Source organism: Enterocloster citroniae (assembly GCF_040545455.1).
Taxonomy (GTDB): Bacteria; Bacillota; Clostridia; order Lachnospirales; family Lachnospiraceae; genus Enterocloster; species Enterocloster citroniae.
The window spans coordinates 21,721-40,250 of sequence record NZ_JBEPLZ010000032.1; the positions used below are offsets into that span (position 1 = coordinate 21,721).

Below are 18,530 nucleotides of genomic sequence, written 5' to 3' on the forward strand. Positions count from 1 at the left end.
CAGATAGAGAGAAGATAAAGTGAACAGGAGAAGTGTTGACATTTTACAGAGCCTGATGGGCAATCGGATCCTTATCAATGAGCTGGCTGAAAAGTATGGGGTTTCTGTGAGGACCATACGAAACGATATCAATACCATCAATCTGTTTTTGGAAAAGAACAGCTTTGCCATCATTGATATGGACCGTTATGGATTCTGCAGCTGCAGCGTGGAGCTTTCCAAAATGAAGGATCTGTTAAAGCAGAACGACTTTTATAATTACAAACTGTCTAAGGAAGAGCGCAGGTCCATGATCTCCATGATCCTGGTGCTTGCACCCAGCTTTGTGACTCTGGGGGCTGTTGCGGACAAATTATGCGTCAGCAGGGCTACGGTTGTAAATGATATGGAGGACGTAAAACGCCATCTGGAGAAATATAAAATAACCGTTATTTCCCACCCCAACAAAGGATTCCAGGTAAAAGGCCCTGAAAGCGCAAAACGGCTGCTGCTGTGGCAGGAGTATAACCAGAACCAGGAGTTTATGCACGAGGAGATTGTGGTCAGTGCCGCCTATACAAACCCGGAGCAGGAGACCAATGTGATCCGCAAGATCATACAGGAACAGGAACATTCCCATGATTTGTACCTGACGGATGATTCCTATGAGTCCCTTCTGAGTTACCTGTGGATCATGATGAAACGGGTGCATGACGGCAATTTTATTGAAGAATGCGCGGACTCAGGCACGGTGTATGACAGCATGGCCAGGGATATCCTAAAATATATTTCCCAGTATTGCCGGCTCGTCTTTACGGATCATGAAAAGCTTTATCTGGGAACGGTGTTAAAGAGCCTGCGCTACATGAAGCGGAGGAAAATGGATAAAAAGATCCTGAGCATCCAGATCGTTACAAGGCAGTTTATAGAGGCCGTATCCAGGGAACTGAACAGCAATCTGAATAAGGACTATTATCTGTTTGAAAACCTGTCCAGCCATCTGGCCACAAGCCTGGATGCGGATTCCAATATGTTCTCCACCAATTCCATGTTTTTTGAGATCACCAGGAAGAATCCGGATGTGTACCAGACTGTGTGCAACAACCAGAATATACTGGAGGAATATATCGGCAGAAAGCTGACCGACATCGAGAGCGTCTATATTACCATCCACATCTGCGCTGCGCTGGAGAGAAAACAGAATCACGTCAGGCCCATCCGGGTCGTGCTGGCATGCAATGGGGGCGTGGGAACATCCCAGCTCCTGGCCGCGAAGCTGGAGAATCTGTTTCATTTTCAGATCGTCAAGGTCATATCATCACATGAAGCCAGGTATCTGAGGCAGTCTGAGGCAGACATGGTCGTATCCACGGTGCCCCTGGAGGATCTGCCTGTGCCGGTGGTGGAGGTCTCAGCCATGCTGGGAGCGGAAGATTGTGAGATCATAAAACAGGCAGAGGATAAGCTTCGGGCCCAGGGGAATTTTACGGTTGAATTCAAAAAGTCACCTGCCTTTCCCAAAGAAGCTCTGGCAGAGTGTGTGGAACATGTGCTGGAGCGGTATGGGGTCCGCCAGTCCGGGGATTTGCAGGAGGCAATCTGCAATGAGGTCATATCCTTTCTGGACAAAGAAGATGGGATCAGGGAACAGAAGACTGCCTTAAAACTCAGAGACCTGCTGACAGCTGAGTTCATCGAGCTGGATGTGGAGTGCAGGAACTGGAGGGAAGCAGTTGTTAAGTCGGCCGGAAAGCTGCTGGAGCTTGGATACATCGAGGAGCGTTATGTGGACGCGATGATCCATAATATTGAACTGCATGGCGCGTACATTGTTATAAGCCCGGGATTTGCCATGCCCCATGCCGGGCTGGATGAAGGGACTAAAAAGGCGGGGATGAGCCTGATCCGCCTAAAGGAGCCTGTGGAGTTCGGTTCCGTGCAGCCGGTAAGGTTTTTCTGCTGTCTCAGCGCAGTGGACAATGAGACACATCTCCAGGCATTTATCAATCTGGTAAATCTGTTGGAAAATGATGAGTTTAAGAAAACGCTGACACGTGCGTCAACAGCTGCGCAGGCTGCCAGGATCATTGGAGAATTTGAGTATGCGTTATAAAAATATAGGATATGGGAAGGAATAGGTGGTATGGCTGACATTGCGGTAAATGTTTTAGATGATATAGTGGTTTCCCCTGAATTGGTGATTATGGGGCTGGAAGCGGAGACGGACCAGGAGGCGATCGGTATCATGGCCAGGATGCTCTATGATCAGGGATATGTGAAAGAAAGCTATATACAGGCGGTAAAGGAACGTGAAAAGGAATTTTTTACCGGTCTTGGATTTGAGGAAATGGGGGTAGCCATGCCCCATACGGATGCGGTCCATGTGAACCGTCAGGCCATAGGGATCGGAATCCTGAAAAAGCCCGTGAGGTTCCGCACCATGGGCGAACTGGATGGAGCTTTGGATGTGCAGCTTATGTTCATGCTGGCCATCAACAAACCGGATAAACAGCTTGACTTCCTGAGCCATATGATCGACTCCTGCCAAAAGGAGGGAAATCTTTCCGGCATTTATCATGCGGCTGACCCTACAGAGGCGGCCGAACGGTTTAAGAAATTTTTTTGACAACAATCAATAAAAAGGAGATAGGTGAAATGAAGAGAATATTACTGGTATGCGGTTCCGGGATCTGTACATCCACGGCAGTGAATCAGAAGGTAAGCAAGGCATTGGATGAAAGGGGATTAAAAGGGCAGTACAAGATCACCCAGGGAAAGGCATCGGAGGTGGCGGGCCAGTCATCCAATTATGACCTGTGCATATCCACCACGGTCCTGGGCGGGGAATGCCACTGCCCGCTGATCATCGGAACCCAGTTCCTTTTGGGGCGGAATACGGAAAAACTGGTGGATGAAATCGTAGAAATACTGTCACGATAAATACTGGCTTACAACGAGGAGGGAGAAGTATGGATTTTATATTGGGTATCTTTAATTATATTAAGGATTTAGGCGCAACCACCATGATGCCGATCATCATCTGTATTATGGGTCTTGCACTGGGGGCAGGATTCGGCAAATCCATCCGGGCAGGGCTTACGGTGGGGATTGGTTTCATTGGTCTGAATCTGGTCACCGGATTGATGGGAAGCAGCCTGGGAGCAGCGGTGCAGGAGATGGTCAGCAGGTTCGGTCTGGAACTTTCCGTGATCGATGTGGGCTGGCCGTCCGCGGCCGCCATTGCATTTGCATCCACTGTGGGAATGGTGATCATTCCTGTGTGCCTGGTGGTGAACATAGTGATGCTGCTCACCAATACAACGCAGACCGTGGATGTGGACATCTGGGATTACTGGCATTTTGCTTTTACAGGGGCGCTTGTGGCAGTGCTGACAGGCAATCAGATTTACGGAGTGATCGCTGCGATCCTCAACATGGTGATCGTTATGGTGCTGGGTGACTGGACTGCCAAGGGTGTGGAGGAGACTCTGGGACTTCCGGGCGTATCTCTTCCCCACGGCTTTACTGCAGCCTATGCCCCTATTGCCATGGCACTGAACAAGATCATTGACATGATTCCGGGGATTAATAAGATTAATTTTGACCTGGAAAAAATGCAGAAAAAGTTTGGCGTGTTCGGCGAACCCATCCTGGTAGGTACGGTGCTGGGTCTTGTGATCGGTGTTCTGGCAGGATACGGGATCGCTCCCACGGCAGCCAGCGAAGTCTATGCGGGTGATATGGGTATTCTGGGGCTGGGCGTGAACCTGGGCGCTGTTCTGGTGCTGATCCCTAAGATGGCAGCCCTTCTCATGGAGGGACTTCTTCCCATCTCAGACGCTGCATCGGAATTTATTGAGAAGAAGTTTTCCAACCGCGGCAAAATCTATATTGGTCTTGACTCCGCCGTTGGTGTAGGCCATCCCCTGACCCTGTCAGTGGCCCTGATCCTGGTTCCCCTGGCAGTATTTTTGGCAGTGGTGCTTCCCGGAAACAAGGTAATGCCCTTTGCGGACCTGGCAGTGTTCCCATGGATGTTTGTGCTGATCACACCCGTTGTTAAGGGAAATGGATTCCGCGCCCTGGTCATTGGCTTTGCAACTGTTACATCCGGACTGTATATTGCAACCAACCTGGCCCCCCTTATCACACAGGCAGCCGTGCTGGCAAACTACGATATGGGTACTGCCACTGCAATTTCCAGTATCTGTGATGGAGCCAATCCGCTGACATGGCTGATTGTCCGCCTTCATGGGGTTTCACCCATTGTGGGCATTGCATCTGTGGGCGCGGTGGCGCTGGCCATGGCTTTGGTCAACAGGAAAAAGATCAAGAAAGAAGCAGCTACCCTGCGTTCGGCAGAATAAATGTACAATATAAAGGGAGATGACTCAGGTTTGCGTACGTATACATATGATTCGGCAATTTACGCCAGAAAGATTACGTTGATCGGGATATTCTGCACAGCGGTGCTTATTTATGCAGGAGTCCGGATCCTGGCAGGAGGCAGCCTGCCTGTGTGGACAGGTGTGGGGGTTGTGGCCGCCTATACAGTATGGGAGACATTCATATCCCTGAGCAACCCCAGGCAGGTGAGAATGGATGAACATGAAATTATATTCAGTGCTTATGGAAGGGAACACAGGTACGGCTGGAATGAGATCAGTCAATTCCGGGTCAAGGAATTGACGGGCGCCAGGAAACTGTTCATCCGCATAAACCAGGCAGGATTCTTTCGAGGAAGGTACTGGCTGCACTGTTATTACTTCAATGACACGGACGAACTGTACAACGCCATTGTGGACAGGGAGTGCCTGATCCATCCGGATTCCATAAAGGCCTGGGCCAGAGGCAAAAGCAAACCCGTCTCCTGACAACGGAAAAAAAGGAAAAGAGAGCTGGATATGTTTGAAGAAGAAAAAAAGAAACTGATTAATGCAGGGATCAAACTGGACCGCTATGGGCTGGTTGCCCTGTCCGGGGGAAACGTGACCCTGCGCATGACTGACGGGACCGTTCTGGTCACCCCATCCGGCATGGTGTATGAGGACATGGTTCCCGGGGATATCCTGGTCATGGATCTGGAGGGAAATGTGCTTGAGGGGGAACGGAAACCATCAGTGGATGTGAGAGCCCTGCTTTACATATTAACCCATAAGCCTGAGGTGAACGCCGTCATCCACACCCATCAGCCCTATGCCACGGCCGTGGGGCTGGTGACAGATGAACTTCCCTGTAATCTCACGACCCTGGCAAACGCTACCCGAGGCGCTGTGAAGGTATGCCCTTATTCCTCTGCTGCAAGCATGCAGATGGGGATTGAAGTTGTGGAAAATATCGGCGACAGGCTGGCTGTCATTCTGAAACACCATGGGGTGATCAGCGTGGGCGACAGTCTGAAGCAGGCCCTGTATGCCTGTGTTTACCTGGAGGAGGCAGCAAAAACCTACAGTATTGCGTACGGAATGAACCACCATGTTCCCCTGCTCACTAAAGAGCAGGTGGACAGGGCAGTAGAGATATTCCGGTATTACGGACAGGGGACTTCCGATCTGCCGGAGAGCCTTTGGTGACAAGGGGTGACCTTGTTAAGAAAAGAAGTGTTGGATGTCAGAAAGAAGTGTTGGACAAGAAGCCAACACTTTTTTTGTTGGAAAAAGTCCGGATCAGGCGGAAATTATACGGAAAAAGAGAGGATCCATACAAAAACATGGCACTGCGTAATACTGCCGCAGTGCCATGTCCGTTTCGATCTTTTATACAAGAATCATGTTAAAGCCAAGCTTTAACGCTTCATCTTCATCTTTTCTTCCTCAACCGTTACCCGGGATTCCTCCAGGGTGGTTCCCAGTACCTTTTTCAGTACATCCAGCTCCATGGTAGGAGCGTAGTAGAATCCCTGCTGATACTCGCAGGAGTAACTGTTAAGGGCGTTCAGCTGATTCTCTGTTTCCACGCCCTCGGCAATGATGTGGATGCCAAGCTCCTTGGCGATCTGGATCAGGCCGCCTGCAATGGAGGCTGACTTGGGATTGGTCTCCAGCTGCCATACGAACATGCGCTCCAGCTTTACGGTGTGGACCGGCAGGTCCAGGATGCTGGTAACAGGCGCACAGCCGGAACCAAAATTATTCATGACCAATTCCACTCCCATGTCGTACAGTTCCTGCATGGTAATATTTACGTTCAGGTATACGCTTGAAAGTGCGCTGTCATCGATTTCAAGGGCCAGCTTGCGTTCCGGGATATCATATTTTTCAATGACCAGCCTTACCTGATCAATGAAATCCTCCTGTACCAGAAGAATGGGGGATACCGGGATACAGATGGAATCAAATTCCTTGCCCGAGGCGATCAGGTCTGCAATGCACTGACCGGCATGATCCAGGGCATAATAGCCAATGGCGCGGATCTGGCCGGAATCCTCTGCAATGGGAAGAAATTCGCCTGCGCCCACAAGCCCGATTCCCTGGATAAAGATCCTCATATAGGAGTCGGCTCTTGTAAACCGGCCTTCCTTCAAATTATAGGTGGGACGGTAGCGGACTTCCAGCTCATGCTTTTCCAGAGCGGTCTGTAAATACATGGCAATAGCCTGACGGCGCACGAACTGGGTGTGCATGTTGCTGTCATATACAGACATCTGGTTAGGACCGCATTCAGCTGCAGATGCCACAGCCAGATCCAGACGCTTGATCAGCTCGTCCACGGCCGTTGCGTGGCCCGGATAGGAGCAGAGACCGATCTGTGCGGAGCAGAGACAGTCCACATCCCGTATCTTCCAAACATTCCCAAAGCGTTCCAGGATCTCGTCAGCCAGATCCGATGCCTGGCCTTCGCTGAACTGCTCCAATACAACAATGAATTCAACGCCTATGTAACGGTATATATTGCCTTCGGCCAGTTCGGTCAGGTATCCTGTGATCTGTGACAGGAGTTCCTCGCAGTATTCATAGCCAAATGTCTTGTTCAGGCTTTTAAAGTTTTCCAGATAGAGTTTTAACACAACGCCCTTGGAAGAAGGTGCGCCCAGAATTGTCTCCAACCTGTTCATACAGGCGGCCCGTCCCTCCCCAACAGGTTCCGATGGAGTGAATTCAGGTGGATTGGGTGGCAGTTCTGCCTGGACTTTATCTTTTTTGTGCTGAAACAAACCCATGATTGTTTCCTCCTTTATGCTTCACAGGCAGTGACCTGCCTGTAATACGTTTCCTCCATTATAATATAAAAGCCAGAAAATCTCAATTTTTATTTGTGAAATGTGAGACGAAAAGGAAAAAAACAGAAATATTTTCTTTTTCTTTGCAAATTGACCCAACTATGTTATAATAGCGACAGATATTGCAACAAGGAGAAAAAGCTTTTATGAAGATGAATCGTGTGTTTTTGAAATTGAGCGGAGAGGCTCTTGCAGGCCCTAAAAAGACCGGTTTTGATGAAGAAACCGTGAAGGAAGTAGCCAGACAGGTGAAACTCTCTGTAGATGCAGGTATACAGGTAGGAATTGTGATCGGCGGGGGTAACTTCTGGAGGGGACGCACCAGTGAGGCCATTGACAGGACGAAAGCAGACCAGATCGGAATGCTGGCAACTGTGATGAACTGCATTTATGTGTCGGAACTGTTTAGGAACGAGGGGATGATGACACAGATCCTCACTCCCTTTGAGTGCGGCTCCATGACCAAACTGTTTTCCAAGGACAGGGCAAATAAGTACTTTCAAAAAGGGATGGTGGTATTCTTTGCAGGAGGGACAGGCCATCCGTATTTTTCAACAGATACCGGAATCGCTCTCAGGGCCATTGAGATGGATGCTGACTGTATTCTCCTTGCGAAAGCCATTGACGGCGTATATGACAGTGATCCCAAGGTAAATCCACAGGCTAAGAAGTACGACACCATATCCATTCAGGAAGTGATCGATCAGCAGCTGGCAGTGGTGGATCTCACCGCATCCATCATGTGCATGGAGCACAAGATGCCCATGGCGGTATTCAGCCTGAATGAGAAGAATGGAATCGCCAATGCAATGCAGGGACGGATCAACGGAACCATTGTGACAGCTTAAGAAGGAATATTATTAAGCAGCGATGAGGCTGCATTAACAGGAGGAACTTATGGAAGAATTAAAACTTTATGAGGACAAGATGAATAAGACACTGGATGTGCTGTTATCCGATTTTGGAACCATCCGCGCGGGACGTGCCAATCCCCATGTGCTGGATAAGATCAAAGTGGACTATTACGGGACTCCGACCCCCCTTCAGCAGGTGGGGAACGTATCTGTTCCCGAAGCCCGCATGATCGTGATCCAGCCATGGGAGAAGAGCCTTTTAAAGCCCATCGAGAAGGCGATCCTTACCTCTGAACTGGGTATCAACCCAACTAATGACGGAAACTGCATCCGCCTTGTATTCCCTGAGATGACAGAGGAACGCAGAAAGGCTGTTTCCAAGGATGTAAAGAAAAAAGGCGAGGGAGCCAAGGTTGCACTGCGCAATATCCGCCGCGATGCCAATGAAGCTTTTAAGAAAGCGGAAAAGGCAGGGGATATGTCCGAGGATGATCTGACCGAGGCTACCGAGCGTATGCAGAAGCTGACCGATAAGATGGTTGAGAAGATCGACAAGGCGGTAGAAGAAAAGACAAAGGAAATCATGACAGTTTAATCCATATAAGTGAATACAGGGGGCAGGAGGGACTCCTGCCTCTTGTTTCACGCTGGAGCGTGTTTGGAAGATCATTGCACCTGAGGGCTAAACTGCCGGTCAGGTGCAAGTACTTTCCAACATTCAAATGCGGATTACCCATGACAAATGGAAAGGCGGAGGAGCATGGCATTAGATGAGAATATGGTAATACCGGAGCATGTGGCGCTGATTCTGGACGGCAATGGAAGGTGGGCGAAAAAGCGCGGACTTCCCCGGACCATGGGCCATAAGGAAGGGTGTGTCACAGTGGAGAAAACAGTGGAGATCGCTGCCAGAATGGGCATCCGCTATCTCACCGTATATGGTTTTTCCACTGAAAACTGGAAGCGTTCCAAGGAAGAAGTAGGGGCGCTGATGCAGCTTTTCAGGTATTACATGGTACGTCTTCTTAAGATCGCGACTGCAAACAATGTGCGGGTGAGGATGATTGGGGACAGGACCAGATTTGATTCAGATATCATAGAAGGGATCAACCGTCTGGAGAGCCAGACAAAGGATAATACAGGACTCACCTTTGTGATCGCCGTGAATTACGGAGGACGGGATGAGATACGCAGGGCAGCGGCCCGGCTTGCCCAGGACTGTGTGGCTGGAAAGGCGGATGCATCCCGGATCGATGAGGCGGTCATTGCCTCCTACCTGGACACTGCGGATATGCCGGATCCGGATCTGCTGATCCGCACCAGCGGCGAGTTGAGGCTTTCCAACTACCTGCTGTGGCAGCTGGCATATACGGAAATTGTTGTGACAGACTGCCTGTGGCCTGATTTTGATCAGGAGGAATTAGAAAAAGCTATTGTGCAATATAATAAAAGAGACCGGCGGTTCGGAGCGGTAAAGTAATGCATTGCAAGAAAGGAGAAGGCCATGTTTACGACCCGATTAATAAGCGGAATCATACTGGTGCTTCTGTCCATTGTGATTGTCGGGCAGGGAGGTGCCCTGCTTTTTGGTGTTACGGCGCTGATTTCCGTTATTGGTCTGTTTGAACTGTACCGGGTTCTTGGCATAGAGAAAAGATCCCTGGCGGTCATCGGATATGCCACGGCCTGTTCCTACTACGGAATTTTGTGGTTTGAGGGTCAGCGTTATATGACCCTTTTAATTATTGCGTCACTGATGGTCATGATGGCGCTTTATGTGTTCACCTTTCCCAAATATAAGACGGAAGAGATTACAGGAGCGTTTTTCGGCGTGTGTTATGTACCGGTGATGCTCTCTTTTCTGTACCAGACAAGGGTTATGAGTGACGGTGCTTACCTGGTATGGCTGATCCTTATCAGTTCCTGGGGATGCGATACCTGTGCTTACTGCAGCGGTATGCTTTTGGGACGCCATAAGCTGGCGCCTGTTTTAAGCCCAAAGAAATCCATAGAGGGCGCGGTGGGAGGCGCCCTGGGAGCCGCGCTGCTGGGGTTTGTGTACGCTGCCTTTTTTGGCGCCCGGATGTCGGAGTTCCAAAACCCCCAGGCATCCTGCGCCATAGCCTGTGCCATAGCTGCGGTCATCTCCCAGATCGGGGATCTGGCGGCTTCTGCTATTAAGAGGAATCACGGGATAAAGGATTACGGCAAGCTGATTCCCGGCCATGGAGGCATTCTGGACAGATTTGACAGCATGATATTTACAGCGCCTGCCATTTATTTTGCCCTGACTTTTTTAAAATAAATGAAACGAAAAGAGTATTTCTTCGGGATAGGGAGAATATAAGTTATGATGAAGAACATTGCAATTCTGGGTTCCACAGGTTCTATAGGGACCCAGACATTGGATATTGTAAGATACAATCAGGATGTCCGGGTAACAGCCCTGGCGGCAGGCGGCAATGTCTGTCTTATGGAGCGGCAGATCCGGGAATTTAAACCCAGGCTGGCCTGTCTCTGGGATGAGAACAAGGCCATGGAACTGAAGGCGCGGGTGTCTGATCTGGATGTGAAGGTGGTCAGCGGGATGAACGGACTGATCGAGGCGGCAACGGAGAGCCACGCAGAGACCGTGGTCACCGGTGTGGTCGGCATGATCGGCATCAAACCCACCATTGCCGCCATGGAAGCGGGCAAGGACATTGCCCTGGCAAATAAGGAGACACTTGTCACAGCGGGCCACATCATAATGCCTTTGGCTGAAGAAAAGGGCGTGAAGATCCTGCCGGTTGATTCGGAACACTCAGCCATCTTTCAGTGCTTGAGAGGAGAGGGGCAGAGTGCAATCCATAAGATACTCCTGACAGCATCGGGCGGGCCGTTCAGGGGATGGACCAGAGAGCAGATGGCTTCTGTCCGGGTGGAGGATGCCCTTAAACATCCCAACTGGTCCATGGGGCATAAGATCACCATTGATTCCGCCACCCTTGTGAACAAGGGCCTGGAGGTAATGGAGGCACACTGGCTGTTTCATGTTCCCATTGATCATGTACAGGTGGTGGTACAGCCTGCCAGTATTATTCATTCCATGGTAGAATATGAGGACGGTGCGGTGATCGCGCAGATGGGCACGCCGGATATGAAGCTTCCGATCCAGTACGCCATCTATTATCCTAAGCGCCGGTATCTTCCCGGGGACCGGCTGGATTTTACAAAGCTGACCCAGATCTCTTTTGAGGTGCCGGACATGGAAAATTTCCACGGACTTAAACTGGCATATGAGGCCGGAAGGCAGGGCGGTTCCATGCCCACGGTATTTAATGCAGCCAATGAGATGGCGGTTGCAATGTTTTTAAGGCGTGAGATCGGGTTTTTGACCATTGTCGATATGATCGGGGAAGCCATGGCCCATCACAAGATACAAAAGAACCCGGATGTTGCGGGGATCCTGGAAGCGGAACAGGAAACATACGAATTCATAAAGAGCAGATTTAATTCATAAAGAGCAGATTTAATTCATAAAGAGCGGATTTTAGACTGTGGTATAAAAATGAAACAGAAAGGTTAGATGGACAGGTGACAGCCGGATGAGCTTAATCATAGCGGTGCTGATGCTGGGAATCATTATCATGATTCACGAGTTCGGCCATTTTTTATTTGCAAAATTAAATGGGATAGGTGTGATCGAATTTTCCCTTGGTATGGGACCAAGGCTTATAAGCTTTGAAAAAGGCGGCACCAGGTATTCCTTTAAGATACTGCCCTTTGGCGGCTCCTGCATGATGCTGGGAGAAGATGAAAATGAAGCGGATGAGCACGCATTCAACAACAAATCTGTTTGGGCCAGGATCTCCGTGGTGGCGGCAGGACCCATCTTCAACTTTCTTCTGGCCTTCCTTTTGTCCATGGCCCTGATCGGGGCTACCGGATATGACACTACACAGTTAAACGGTGTGCTGGACGGCTATCCGGCCCAGGCCGCGGGAATGCAGGCAGGGGATGTGATCCGGTCCATCAATGGCAGAAGGGTGCATTCCTACCGGGACATTAATATGTACCTGTTCACTCACCCCCAAAAACAGGTGGAGGTCACCTGGAGCAGGACTGATCCGTCCGGGGCAAAGCAGACCTACAGCGCAGAGCTGGCGCCTGCTTATTCCCAGGAGAACGATCAGTATATGATCGGTGTGCAGTTTGACCCGGCCCCCAGACAGGTGGAACATGTGGGACAGCTGCTCCTTCACGGTTTGTATGAGGTCCAGTATTGGATCCACTATGTGTTTGACACATTTTATATGATGTTCCACGGGCTGGTGTCCCTTAATGATATCAGCGGTCCGGTGGGGATCGTTACGGTAATAGACAGCTCTGTGGACGAGGCGTCCTCCTACGGCGTATCGGCCGTGGTCCTGATGCTGATGCAGCTGACCATCCTGCTCAGCGCCAATCTGGGAGTGATGAACCTTTTGCCCATTCCGGCTCTGGACGGCGGAAGACTGGTGTTCCTGATCATTGAGGCGGTAAGAGGAAAGCCGATTGACAAGGAGAAAGAGGGAATGGTACACATGGCGGGAATGGTAGTGCTCCTGGCGCTGATGGTACTCATCCTGTTTAATGATGTACGCAAGCTGTTTTAGCAAAGGGAGATGAAAGATACATGTTCAGGAATCATACAAAAACAATCAAAATTGGAGACAGGGTCATAGGGGGCGGCAATCCCGTCCTGATCCAGTCCATGTGCAATACAAAGACAGAGGATATAAACGCCACTGTGAACCAGATCCACAGACTGGAGCAGGCGGGCTGCGACATCATCCGGGTGGCGGTCCCCACCATGGAGGCTGCAAGGGCCTTATCCTGCATCAGGAAGGAGATACACATTCCCCTGGTGGCGGATATCCATTTTGATTACCGTCTGGCCATTGCCTCCATTGAGAACGGGGCGGATAAGATACGCATCAATCCCGGCAATATCGGAGACCGTGAAAAGGTAAAGGCAGTTGTGGATAAGGCAAGGGAATATGACATTCCCATCAGGGTGGGTGTGAACAGCGGTTCCCTGGAGAAATCTTTGCTTGAAAAGTACGGCGGTGTGACGGCGGAAGGGATCGTGGAGAGCGCGCTGGATAAGGTAAGGCTGATTGAGGATATGGGGTATGACAACCTGGTGATCAGTATCAAATCATCTGATGTGATGATGTGTGTCAAAGCCCATGAACTGATCGCCTCCAGAACCGGATATCCCCTTCATGTGGGAATCACGGAGTCAGGAACCCTTTCTTCCGGCAATATCAAGTCATCGGTGGGCCTGGGGATCATCCTTTACCAGGGGATCGGGGATACCATAAGGGTGTCCCTCACAGGGGATCCGGTGGAAGAGATCAAGTCGGCCAAACTGATCCTGCGCACCCTGGGACTGAGGAGCGGGGGGATAGAAGTGGTATCCTGTCCCACCTGCGGCCGCACGCGGATCGATCTGATCGGGCTGGCAAACCAGGTGGAAACCATGGTCTCTGAGTTTGACGACCTGGATGTGAAGGTAGCTGTTATGGGCTGCGTGGTAAACGGACCGGGTGAGGCCAGGGAAGCGGATATCGGTATTGCAGGCGGTGTGGGTGAGGGCCTTCTCATTAAGAAAGGGGAGATCATTCGAAAGGTACCGGAGGCAGAGCTGCTGCCGGTGCTGCGCTCAGAACTGGAGTCCATGCGGTCCTAAACAGCCGCATAAAACTGATGAATCAAAAAAGGAATAAACAACGGAGAGCATACAGAAAGAAGTAGGGATATATGGAAAAAAGTTTCCTGGAAGTATTTCCAACTCTCAATATCGCGGAATCATTAAAAGAGCTTTTAGGCCTGGTGCTGGTGGAAAAGGTTACCACCACCAGGGATAGAAGCTCTATCCGCATTTATCTGAAAAGTCCAAGACTGATACATAAACAGAATATATATGACCTGGAAAAAGGGATCAAGGACCAGCTGTTCCCGGACAAGCAGGTGACCATAAAGATCCAGGAAAAGTACAGGCTGTCGGAGCAGTATACCCCAAAGAAGCTTTTGGATATGTACAAGGAAAGCCTGCTTTTGGAACTTAAGAATTACAGCATCATTGAATATACCATGTTCCGCAAGGCGGATATCCGCTTTGACAAGGAAGATCTGATGGTATTGTCAGTGGAGGACACCATTGTCAACCGGGATAAGACCGGTGAGCTTAAACGTGTGCTTGAAAAAGTGTTTGCTGAGCGCTGCGGCCTTCCCGTAGAGGTGGGATTTGCCTTTGTGGAACCGCAGGGAAGTGACCGCAGGCGGCAGATTGAGCTTAAAATGGAGCGGGAGGCCCAAGCCATTTACTGGCAGAATCACAAGGAGGAGCTGGCAGCCATGGGGGCTTCCTTTTCCACCGAGGGGCTGGAGGGCCAGGAACTGGTATCCGGAGGCGCCACAGGAGGAAAGCAGGAATTCATGGACTCCGGCGCGGCGGATAGCGCTCCCTGGGATACCCTTATGGCCCAGGCTGCCAGCGGCGATATAGGCGCAGGTCCTGACAGTTCCGGCGCACCAGGCGCAGCGGCTTCCCAAAAAGGGGCACAAGGTGCTGCTAGGGAAAAACCGCAGCTTAATAAAGGCAGGAAGGGCTGGGGCAAGGATAGGGATAACGGTTTTGGGGATGACAAGAAGTATTCCGTCAAGCGTTCCAATAATCCCGATGTGCTGTATGGTCGTGATTTTGAGGATGAACCCATGGAGATCGAGAAAGTGGACGGGGAAATGGGTGAGGTGACCTTAAGAGGAAAGATCCTTACCTGTGAAAACCGGGAACTGCGCAGCGGTAAATTTATCCTGACTTTTGATGTCAGTGATTTTACGGACACATTGACCGTAAAAATGTTTATCCGGCCCGAACTTTTTGACGAGGTAAAGTCAGTGATCACCCCCGGAATCTTTATCAAGGTAAAGGGCGTGACCACCATTGATAAATTTGACGGTGAACTGACTCTGGGCTCCATTGTGGGCATCAAAAAGACGGATGATTTTACCAGTAAGCGCATGGACAACAGCCTGGAGAAAAGGGTGGAACTCCACTGCCACACCAAGATGAGCGATATGGACGGCGTGTCGGAGGTAAAACACATCATCAAAAGGGCCAAACAGTGGGGGATGCCGGCAGTGGCGGTGACTGACCATGGCTGCGTCCAGGCATTCCCGGACGCCAACCACTCCCTGGACAAAGGGGATACCTTTAAGGTCATATACGGCGTGGAGGGATACCTGGTAGATGACACCAAGCAGCTGGTTGAAAACTCAAAGGGACAGAGCTTTGAGGACAGTTTTGTGGTATTTGACATAGAAACCACTGGATTCAGTCCCAAGAAAAATAAGATCATAGAGATCGGCGCAGTGAAGGTGGTGGACGGTAAGATAACCGACCGGTTTTCAGCCTTTGTAAACCCGGATGTGCCCATTCCCTTTGACATAGAAAAACTTACGGGCATCAATGATGCAATGGTGCTTCCTCACCCAAAAATCGATGTGATTTTGCCGCGATTTTTGGAGTTTGTGGGGGATTCGGTCCTTGTAGCCCATAATGCAGGGTTTGATGTGGGATTTATCAGCCATTTTGCCGAAGAGCAGGGGCTGCCTTTTAACCCCACGGTCCTGGATACGGTGACCATCGCAAGGCTGCTGCTTCCCAACCTGAACCGTTTTAAGCTGGACACAGTGGCAAAGGCGCTGAACATTTCCCTGGCAAACCATCACCGGGCAGTGGATGATGCAGGAGCCACGGCAGAGATATTTGCTGCCTTTGTAAAAATGCTCAGGGATCGGTCGGTGACGGATCTGGACGGCCTGAATGGGCTGAGCACCATGGATACGGCCACCATCCGAAAGCTGCCCACCTATCATGTGATCATCCTGGCCAAGAATGATATCGGGAGGGTCAACCTGTACCGCCTGGTGAGTTGGTCCCACCTGGAGTACTATGCAAGAAGGCCCAGGATTCCCAAGAGCATCCTTGACAAGTACAGGGAGGGCCTTATCATCGGTTCCGCCTGTGAGGCGGGTGAGCTGTATCAGGCCCTGCTTCGCGGTGCCCCGGATGCGGAGATCGCAAGGCTGGTGAACTTCTATGATTATCTGGAAATACAGCCCCTGGGCAATAACGGATTCATGCTCCGGGATGAGAAGAGTACGGTAAAGTCCGAGGACGACCTGATCGAGATCAATAAAAAGATAGTGGAGCTGGGCACACAGTTTAACAAACTGGTATGTGCCACCTGCGATGTGCATTTCCTGGACCCCCAGGACGAGGTGTACCGGCGGATCATCATGGCGGGCCAGGGATTTAAGGATTCGGATGACCAGGCGCCCCTGTATCTTAGGACTACGGAAGAGATGCTGAAGGAATTTTCTTACCTGGGACCGGACAAAGCCCATGAGGTGGTGGTCACCAATACCAGGAAGATTTCGGATATGTGTGAGAAGATTTCCCCTGTCCGCCCGGATAAGTGCCCTCCTGTCATTGAGGATTCCGATAAGACGCTGACCAAGATCTGCTATGACAGAGCCCACGAGATGTACGGCGAGGATCTGCCCAAGATCGTAGTGGACCGCCTGGAGAGGGAGCTTCATTCCATTATCACCAACGGGTTTGCGGTTATGTACATCATTGCCCAGAAGCTGGTATGGAAATCCAATGAGGACGGATACCTGGTTGGCTCCCGTGGCTCCGTAGGCTCCTCCTTTGTGGCCACCATGTCGGGTATCACGGAGGTAAATCCCTTAAGCCCTCATTACCACTGTCCAAACTGCCGTTACTATGACTTTGATTCAGAGGAAGTAAAAAAGTTCTCCGGTATGGCGGGCTGCGATATGCCGGACAAATCCTGCCCTGTGTGCGGCACACCCCTTGAAAAGGATGGATTTGATATCCCCTTTGAGACGTTCCTTGGATTTAAGGGGGATAAGGAGCCGGATATCGACCTTAACTTTTCCGGAGAATATCAGAGTAAGGCCCATGACTACACGGAGGTTATCTTTGGAAAGGGACAGACCTTCAGGGCCGGGACCATCGGTACATTGGCGGATAAGACTGCATTTGGTTATGTGAAAAAATACTATGAGGAGCGGGGGACCAGGAAACGCAACTGCGAGATCAACCGCATTGTCCAGGGCTGCGTGGGGGTCAGGCGTACAACGGGGCAGCACCCGGGCGGCATTATTGTACTTCCCCTGGGGGAGGAGATCTATTCCTTTACCCCGGTGCAGCACCCGGCCAATGATATGACCACCTCCACCATAACCACCCATTTTGATTACCACTCCATTGACCATAACCTGCTGAAACTGGATATACTGGGACATGATGATCCCACCATGATCCGTATGCTTCAGGACCTGATCGGCATTGACCCGGTTAAAGATATTCCCCTGGACAGCAGGGAGGTCATGAGCCTGTTCCAGAACACATCGGCCCTGGGGATCACGCCGGACGACATTGGGGGCTGTCCCCTGGGCGCCCTGGGAGTGCCGGAGTTTGGTACGGATTTTGCCATGCAGATGCTTTTGGATACCAAACCAAAGTATTTTTCCGACTTGGTGCGTATTGCCGGTCTGGCCCATGGTACGGATGTGTGGCTGGGCAATGCCCAGACCCTGATCCAGGAGGGAAAGGCCACCATTCAGACAGCTATCTGTACGCGAGATGACATTATGGTCTATCTCATTGCCCAGGGCTTGGAGGAAGGATTGTCCTTTACCATTATGGAGAGCGTGCGTAAGGGCAAGGGGCTTAAGCCCGAGTGGGAGACGGAAATGAAGGCCCATGATGTTCCGGACTGGTATATCTGGTCCTGTAAAAAGATCAAATACATGTTCCCCAAAGCCCATGCGGCCGCCTATGTTATGATGGCGTGGCGTATTGCTTACTGTAAGATCTTTTATCCCCAGGCTTACTATGCGGCTTTTTTCAGTATCCGTGCCAATGCGTTTTCCTATGAGATCATGTGCCAGGGCCGGGATAAGCTGGAGTACTATCTGGCGGATTACAAAAAGAGGGTGGATACCCTGTCCAAGAAAGAGCAGGATACCCTGAGGGATATGCGTATTGTCCAGGAGATGTATGCCAGGGGATATGATTTTATGCCCATTGATATTTACCGTGCAAAGGCAAGGCATTTCCAGATCATTGACGGAAAGCTGATGCCCTCACTCAGCAGTATTGACGGTTTGGGCGAAAAGGCGGCCGACGCAGTGGTGGATGCGGTAAAGGACGGCGCCTTTCTGTCCATTGAGGATTTCAGCAACCGTTCCAAGGTCAACGGCACCCTTTGCACCCTGATGTCAGACCTGGGACTTTTAAAGGACCTTCCCCGCTCCAACCAGCTGTCCCTGTTCGATTTGTAAGAGAATGGTTGTATTAATTTGTAATATATGGTAAATTTAAATTATACGTAACAGTTCATGACCGGCTTTTC

General features: G+C 50.6%; 15 protein-coding genes. 14 read left to right on the forward strand and 1 reads right to left on the reverse strand.

Translation table 11 applies throughout. The annotated features are described in order from the left end of the window. The first annotated feature begins 19 nt into the window (after window positions 1-19). From ABID13_RS25650 to ABID13_RS25675, 6 genes are read left to right on the forward strand one after another with little or no spacing between them, the layout of a single operon-like run. Window positions 20-2,092, forward strand: a complete 2,073-nt coding sequence (locus ABID13_RS25650; protein ID WP_007858016.1) for a BglG family transcription antiterminator — start codon at window positions 20-22, stop codon at window positions 2,090-2,092. 30 nt (window positions 2,093-2,122) lie between these two features. Then, complete coding sequence (locus ABID13_RS25655) at window positions 2,123-2,605, forward strand: PTS sugar transporter subunit IIA (RefSeq protein ID WP_007858015.1); 483 nt, start codon at window positions 2,123-2,125, stop codon at window positions 2,603-2,605. Between the two features lie 29 nt (window positions 2,606-2,634). After that, window positions 2,635-2,919 carry a PTS sugar transporter subunit IIB gene (locus ABID13_RS25660; RefSeq protein ID WP_007858014.1) on the forward strand — a complete coding sequence of 95 codons (285 nt, stop codon included), beginning with the start codon at window positions 2,635-2,637 and terminating at the stop codon, window positions 2,917-2,919. Between the two features lie 29 nt (window positions 2,920-2,948). After that, the gene (locus ABID13_RS25665) at window positions 2,949-4,346 is read left to right on the forward strand and encodes a PTS galactitol transporter subunit IIC (RefSeq protein ID WP_007858013.1); all 1,398 of its coding nucleotides are present in this window, start codon (window positions 2,949-2,951) and stop codon (window positions 4,344-4,346) included. Between the two features lie 30 nt (window positions 4,347-4,376). Further along, on the forward strand, window positions 4,377-4,853 hold the full coding sequence (locus tag ABID13_RS25670) for a hypothetical protein (RefSeq protein WP_007858012.1): 477 nt from the start codon (window positions 4,377-4,379) through the stop codon (window positions 4,851-4,853). Between the two features lie 30 nt (window positions 4,854-4,883). After that, entirely contained in the window at window positions 4,884-5,552 is a 669-nt protein-coding gene (locus ABID13_RS25675) for a class II aldolase/adducin family protein (RefSeq protein WP_007858011.1), read from the forward strand. 212 nt (window positions 5,553-5,764) lie between these two features. Here ABID13_RS25675 and ABID13_RS25680 read toward each other — a convergent pair whose 3' ends face one another. Further along, window positions 5,765-7,138, reverse strand: a complete 1,374-nt coding sequence (locus tag ABID13_RS25680) for a bifunctional diguanylate cyclase/phosphodiesterase (protein ID WP_007857994.1) — start codon at window positions 7,136-7,138, stop codon at window positions 5,765-5,767. A 206-nt stretch (window positions 7,139-7,344) separates the two neighbouring features. Here ABID13_RS25680 and pyrH point away from each other — a divergent pair, with 206 nt between their 5' ends. The 8 genes from pyrH to ABID13_RS25720 all read left to right on the forward strand — a co-directional run bounded on the left by pyrH (window position 7,345) and on the right by ABID13_RS25720 (window position 18,459). Beyond that, window positions 7,345-8,046 carry a UMP kinase gene (gene pyrH, locus ABID13_RS25685; RefSeq protein ID WP_007857993.1) on the forward strand — a complete coding sequence of 234 codons (702 nt, stop codon included), beginning with the start codon at window positions 7,345-7,347 and terminating at the stop codon, window positions 8,044-8,046. A gap of 49 nt (window positions 8,047-8,095) precedes the next feature. Continuing rightward, window positions 8,096-8,647, forward strand: coding sequence for a ribosome recycling factor (frr, locus tag ABID13_RS25690; protein ID WP_007857990.1), 552 nt, complete (start codon window positions 8,096-8,098; stop codon window positions 8,645-8,647). A 165-nt stretch (window positions 8,648-8,812) separates the two neighbouring features. Beyond that, window positions 8,813-9,532 (forward strand): undecaprenyl pyrophosphate synthase, encoded by a 720-nt coding sequence (uppS, locus tag ABID13_RS25695; protein ID WP_048931209.1) that lies wholly within the window; start codon window positions 8,813-8,815, stop codon window positions 9,530-9,532. Window positions 9,533-9,556: 24 nt separating this feature from the next. Continuing rightward, the gene (locus ABID13_RS25700; RefSeq protein ID WP_045092560.1) at window positions 9,557-10,357 is read left to right on the forward strand and encodes a phosphatidate cytidylyltransferase; all 801 of its coding nucleotides are present in this window, start codon (window positions 9,557-9,559) and stop codon (window positions 10,355-10,357) included. Window positions 10,358-10,402: 45 nt separating this feature from the next. Continuing rightward, window positions 10,403-11,554, forward strand: coding sequence for a 1-deoxy-D-xylulose-5-phosphate reductoisomerase (dxr, locus tag ABID13_RS25705; protein WP_197092220.1), 1,152 nt, complete (start codon window positions 10,403-10,405; stop codon window positions 11,552-11,554). Between the two features lie 85 nt (window positions 11,555-11,639). Continuing rightward, the gene (rseP, locus tag ABID13_RS25710; protein WP_007857982.1) at window positions 11,640-12,689 is read left to right on the forward strand and encodes an RIP metalloprotease RseP; all 1,050 of its coding nucleotides are present in this window, start codon (window positions 11,640-11,642) and stop codon (window positions 12,687-12,689) included. Window positions 12,690-12,709: 20 nt separating this feature from the next. After that, on the forward strand, window positions 12,710-13,768 hold the full coding sequence (ispG, locus tag ABID13_RS25715; protein WP_045092561.1) for a flavodoxin-dependent (E)-4-hydroxy-3-methylbut-2-enyl-diphosphate synthase: 1,059 nt from the start codon (window positions 12,710-12,712) through the stop codon (window positions 13,766-13,768). 71 nt (window positions 13,769-13,839) lie between these two features. Further along, a complete protein-coding gene (locus ABID13_RS25720; RefSeq protein ID WP_048931208.1) occupies window positions 13,840-18,459 on the forward strand; it encodes a PolC-type DNA polymerase III in 4,620 nt (1,539 codons plus the stop codon). The last annotated feature ends 71 nt before the right edge of the window (window positions 18,460-18,530 follow it).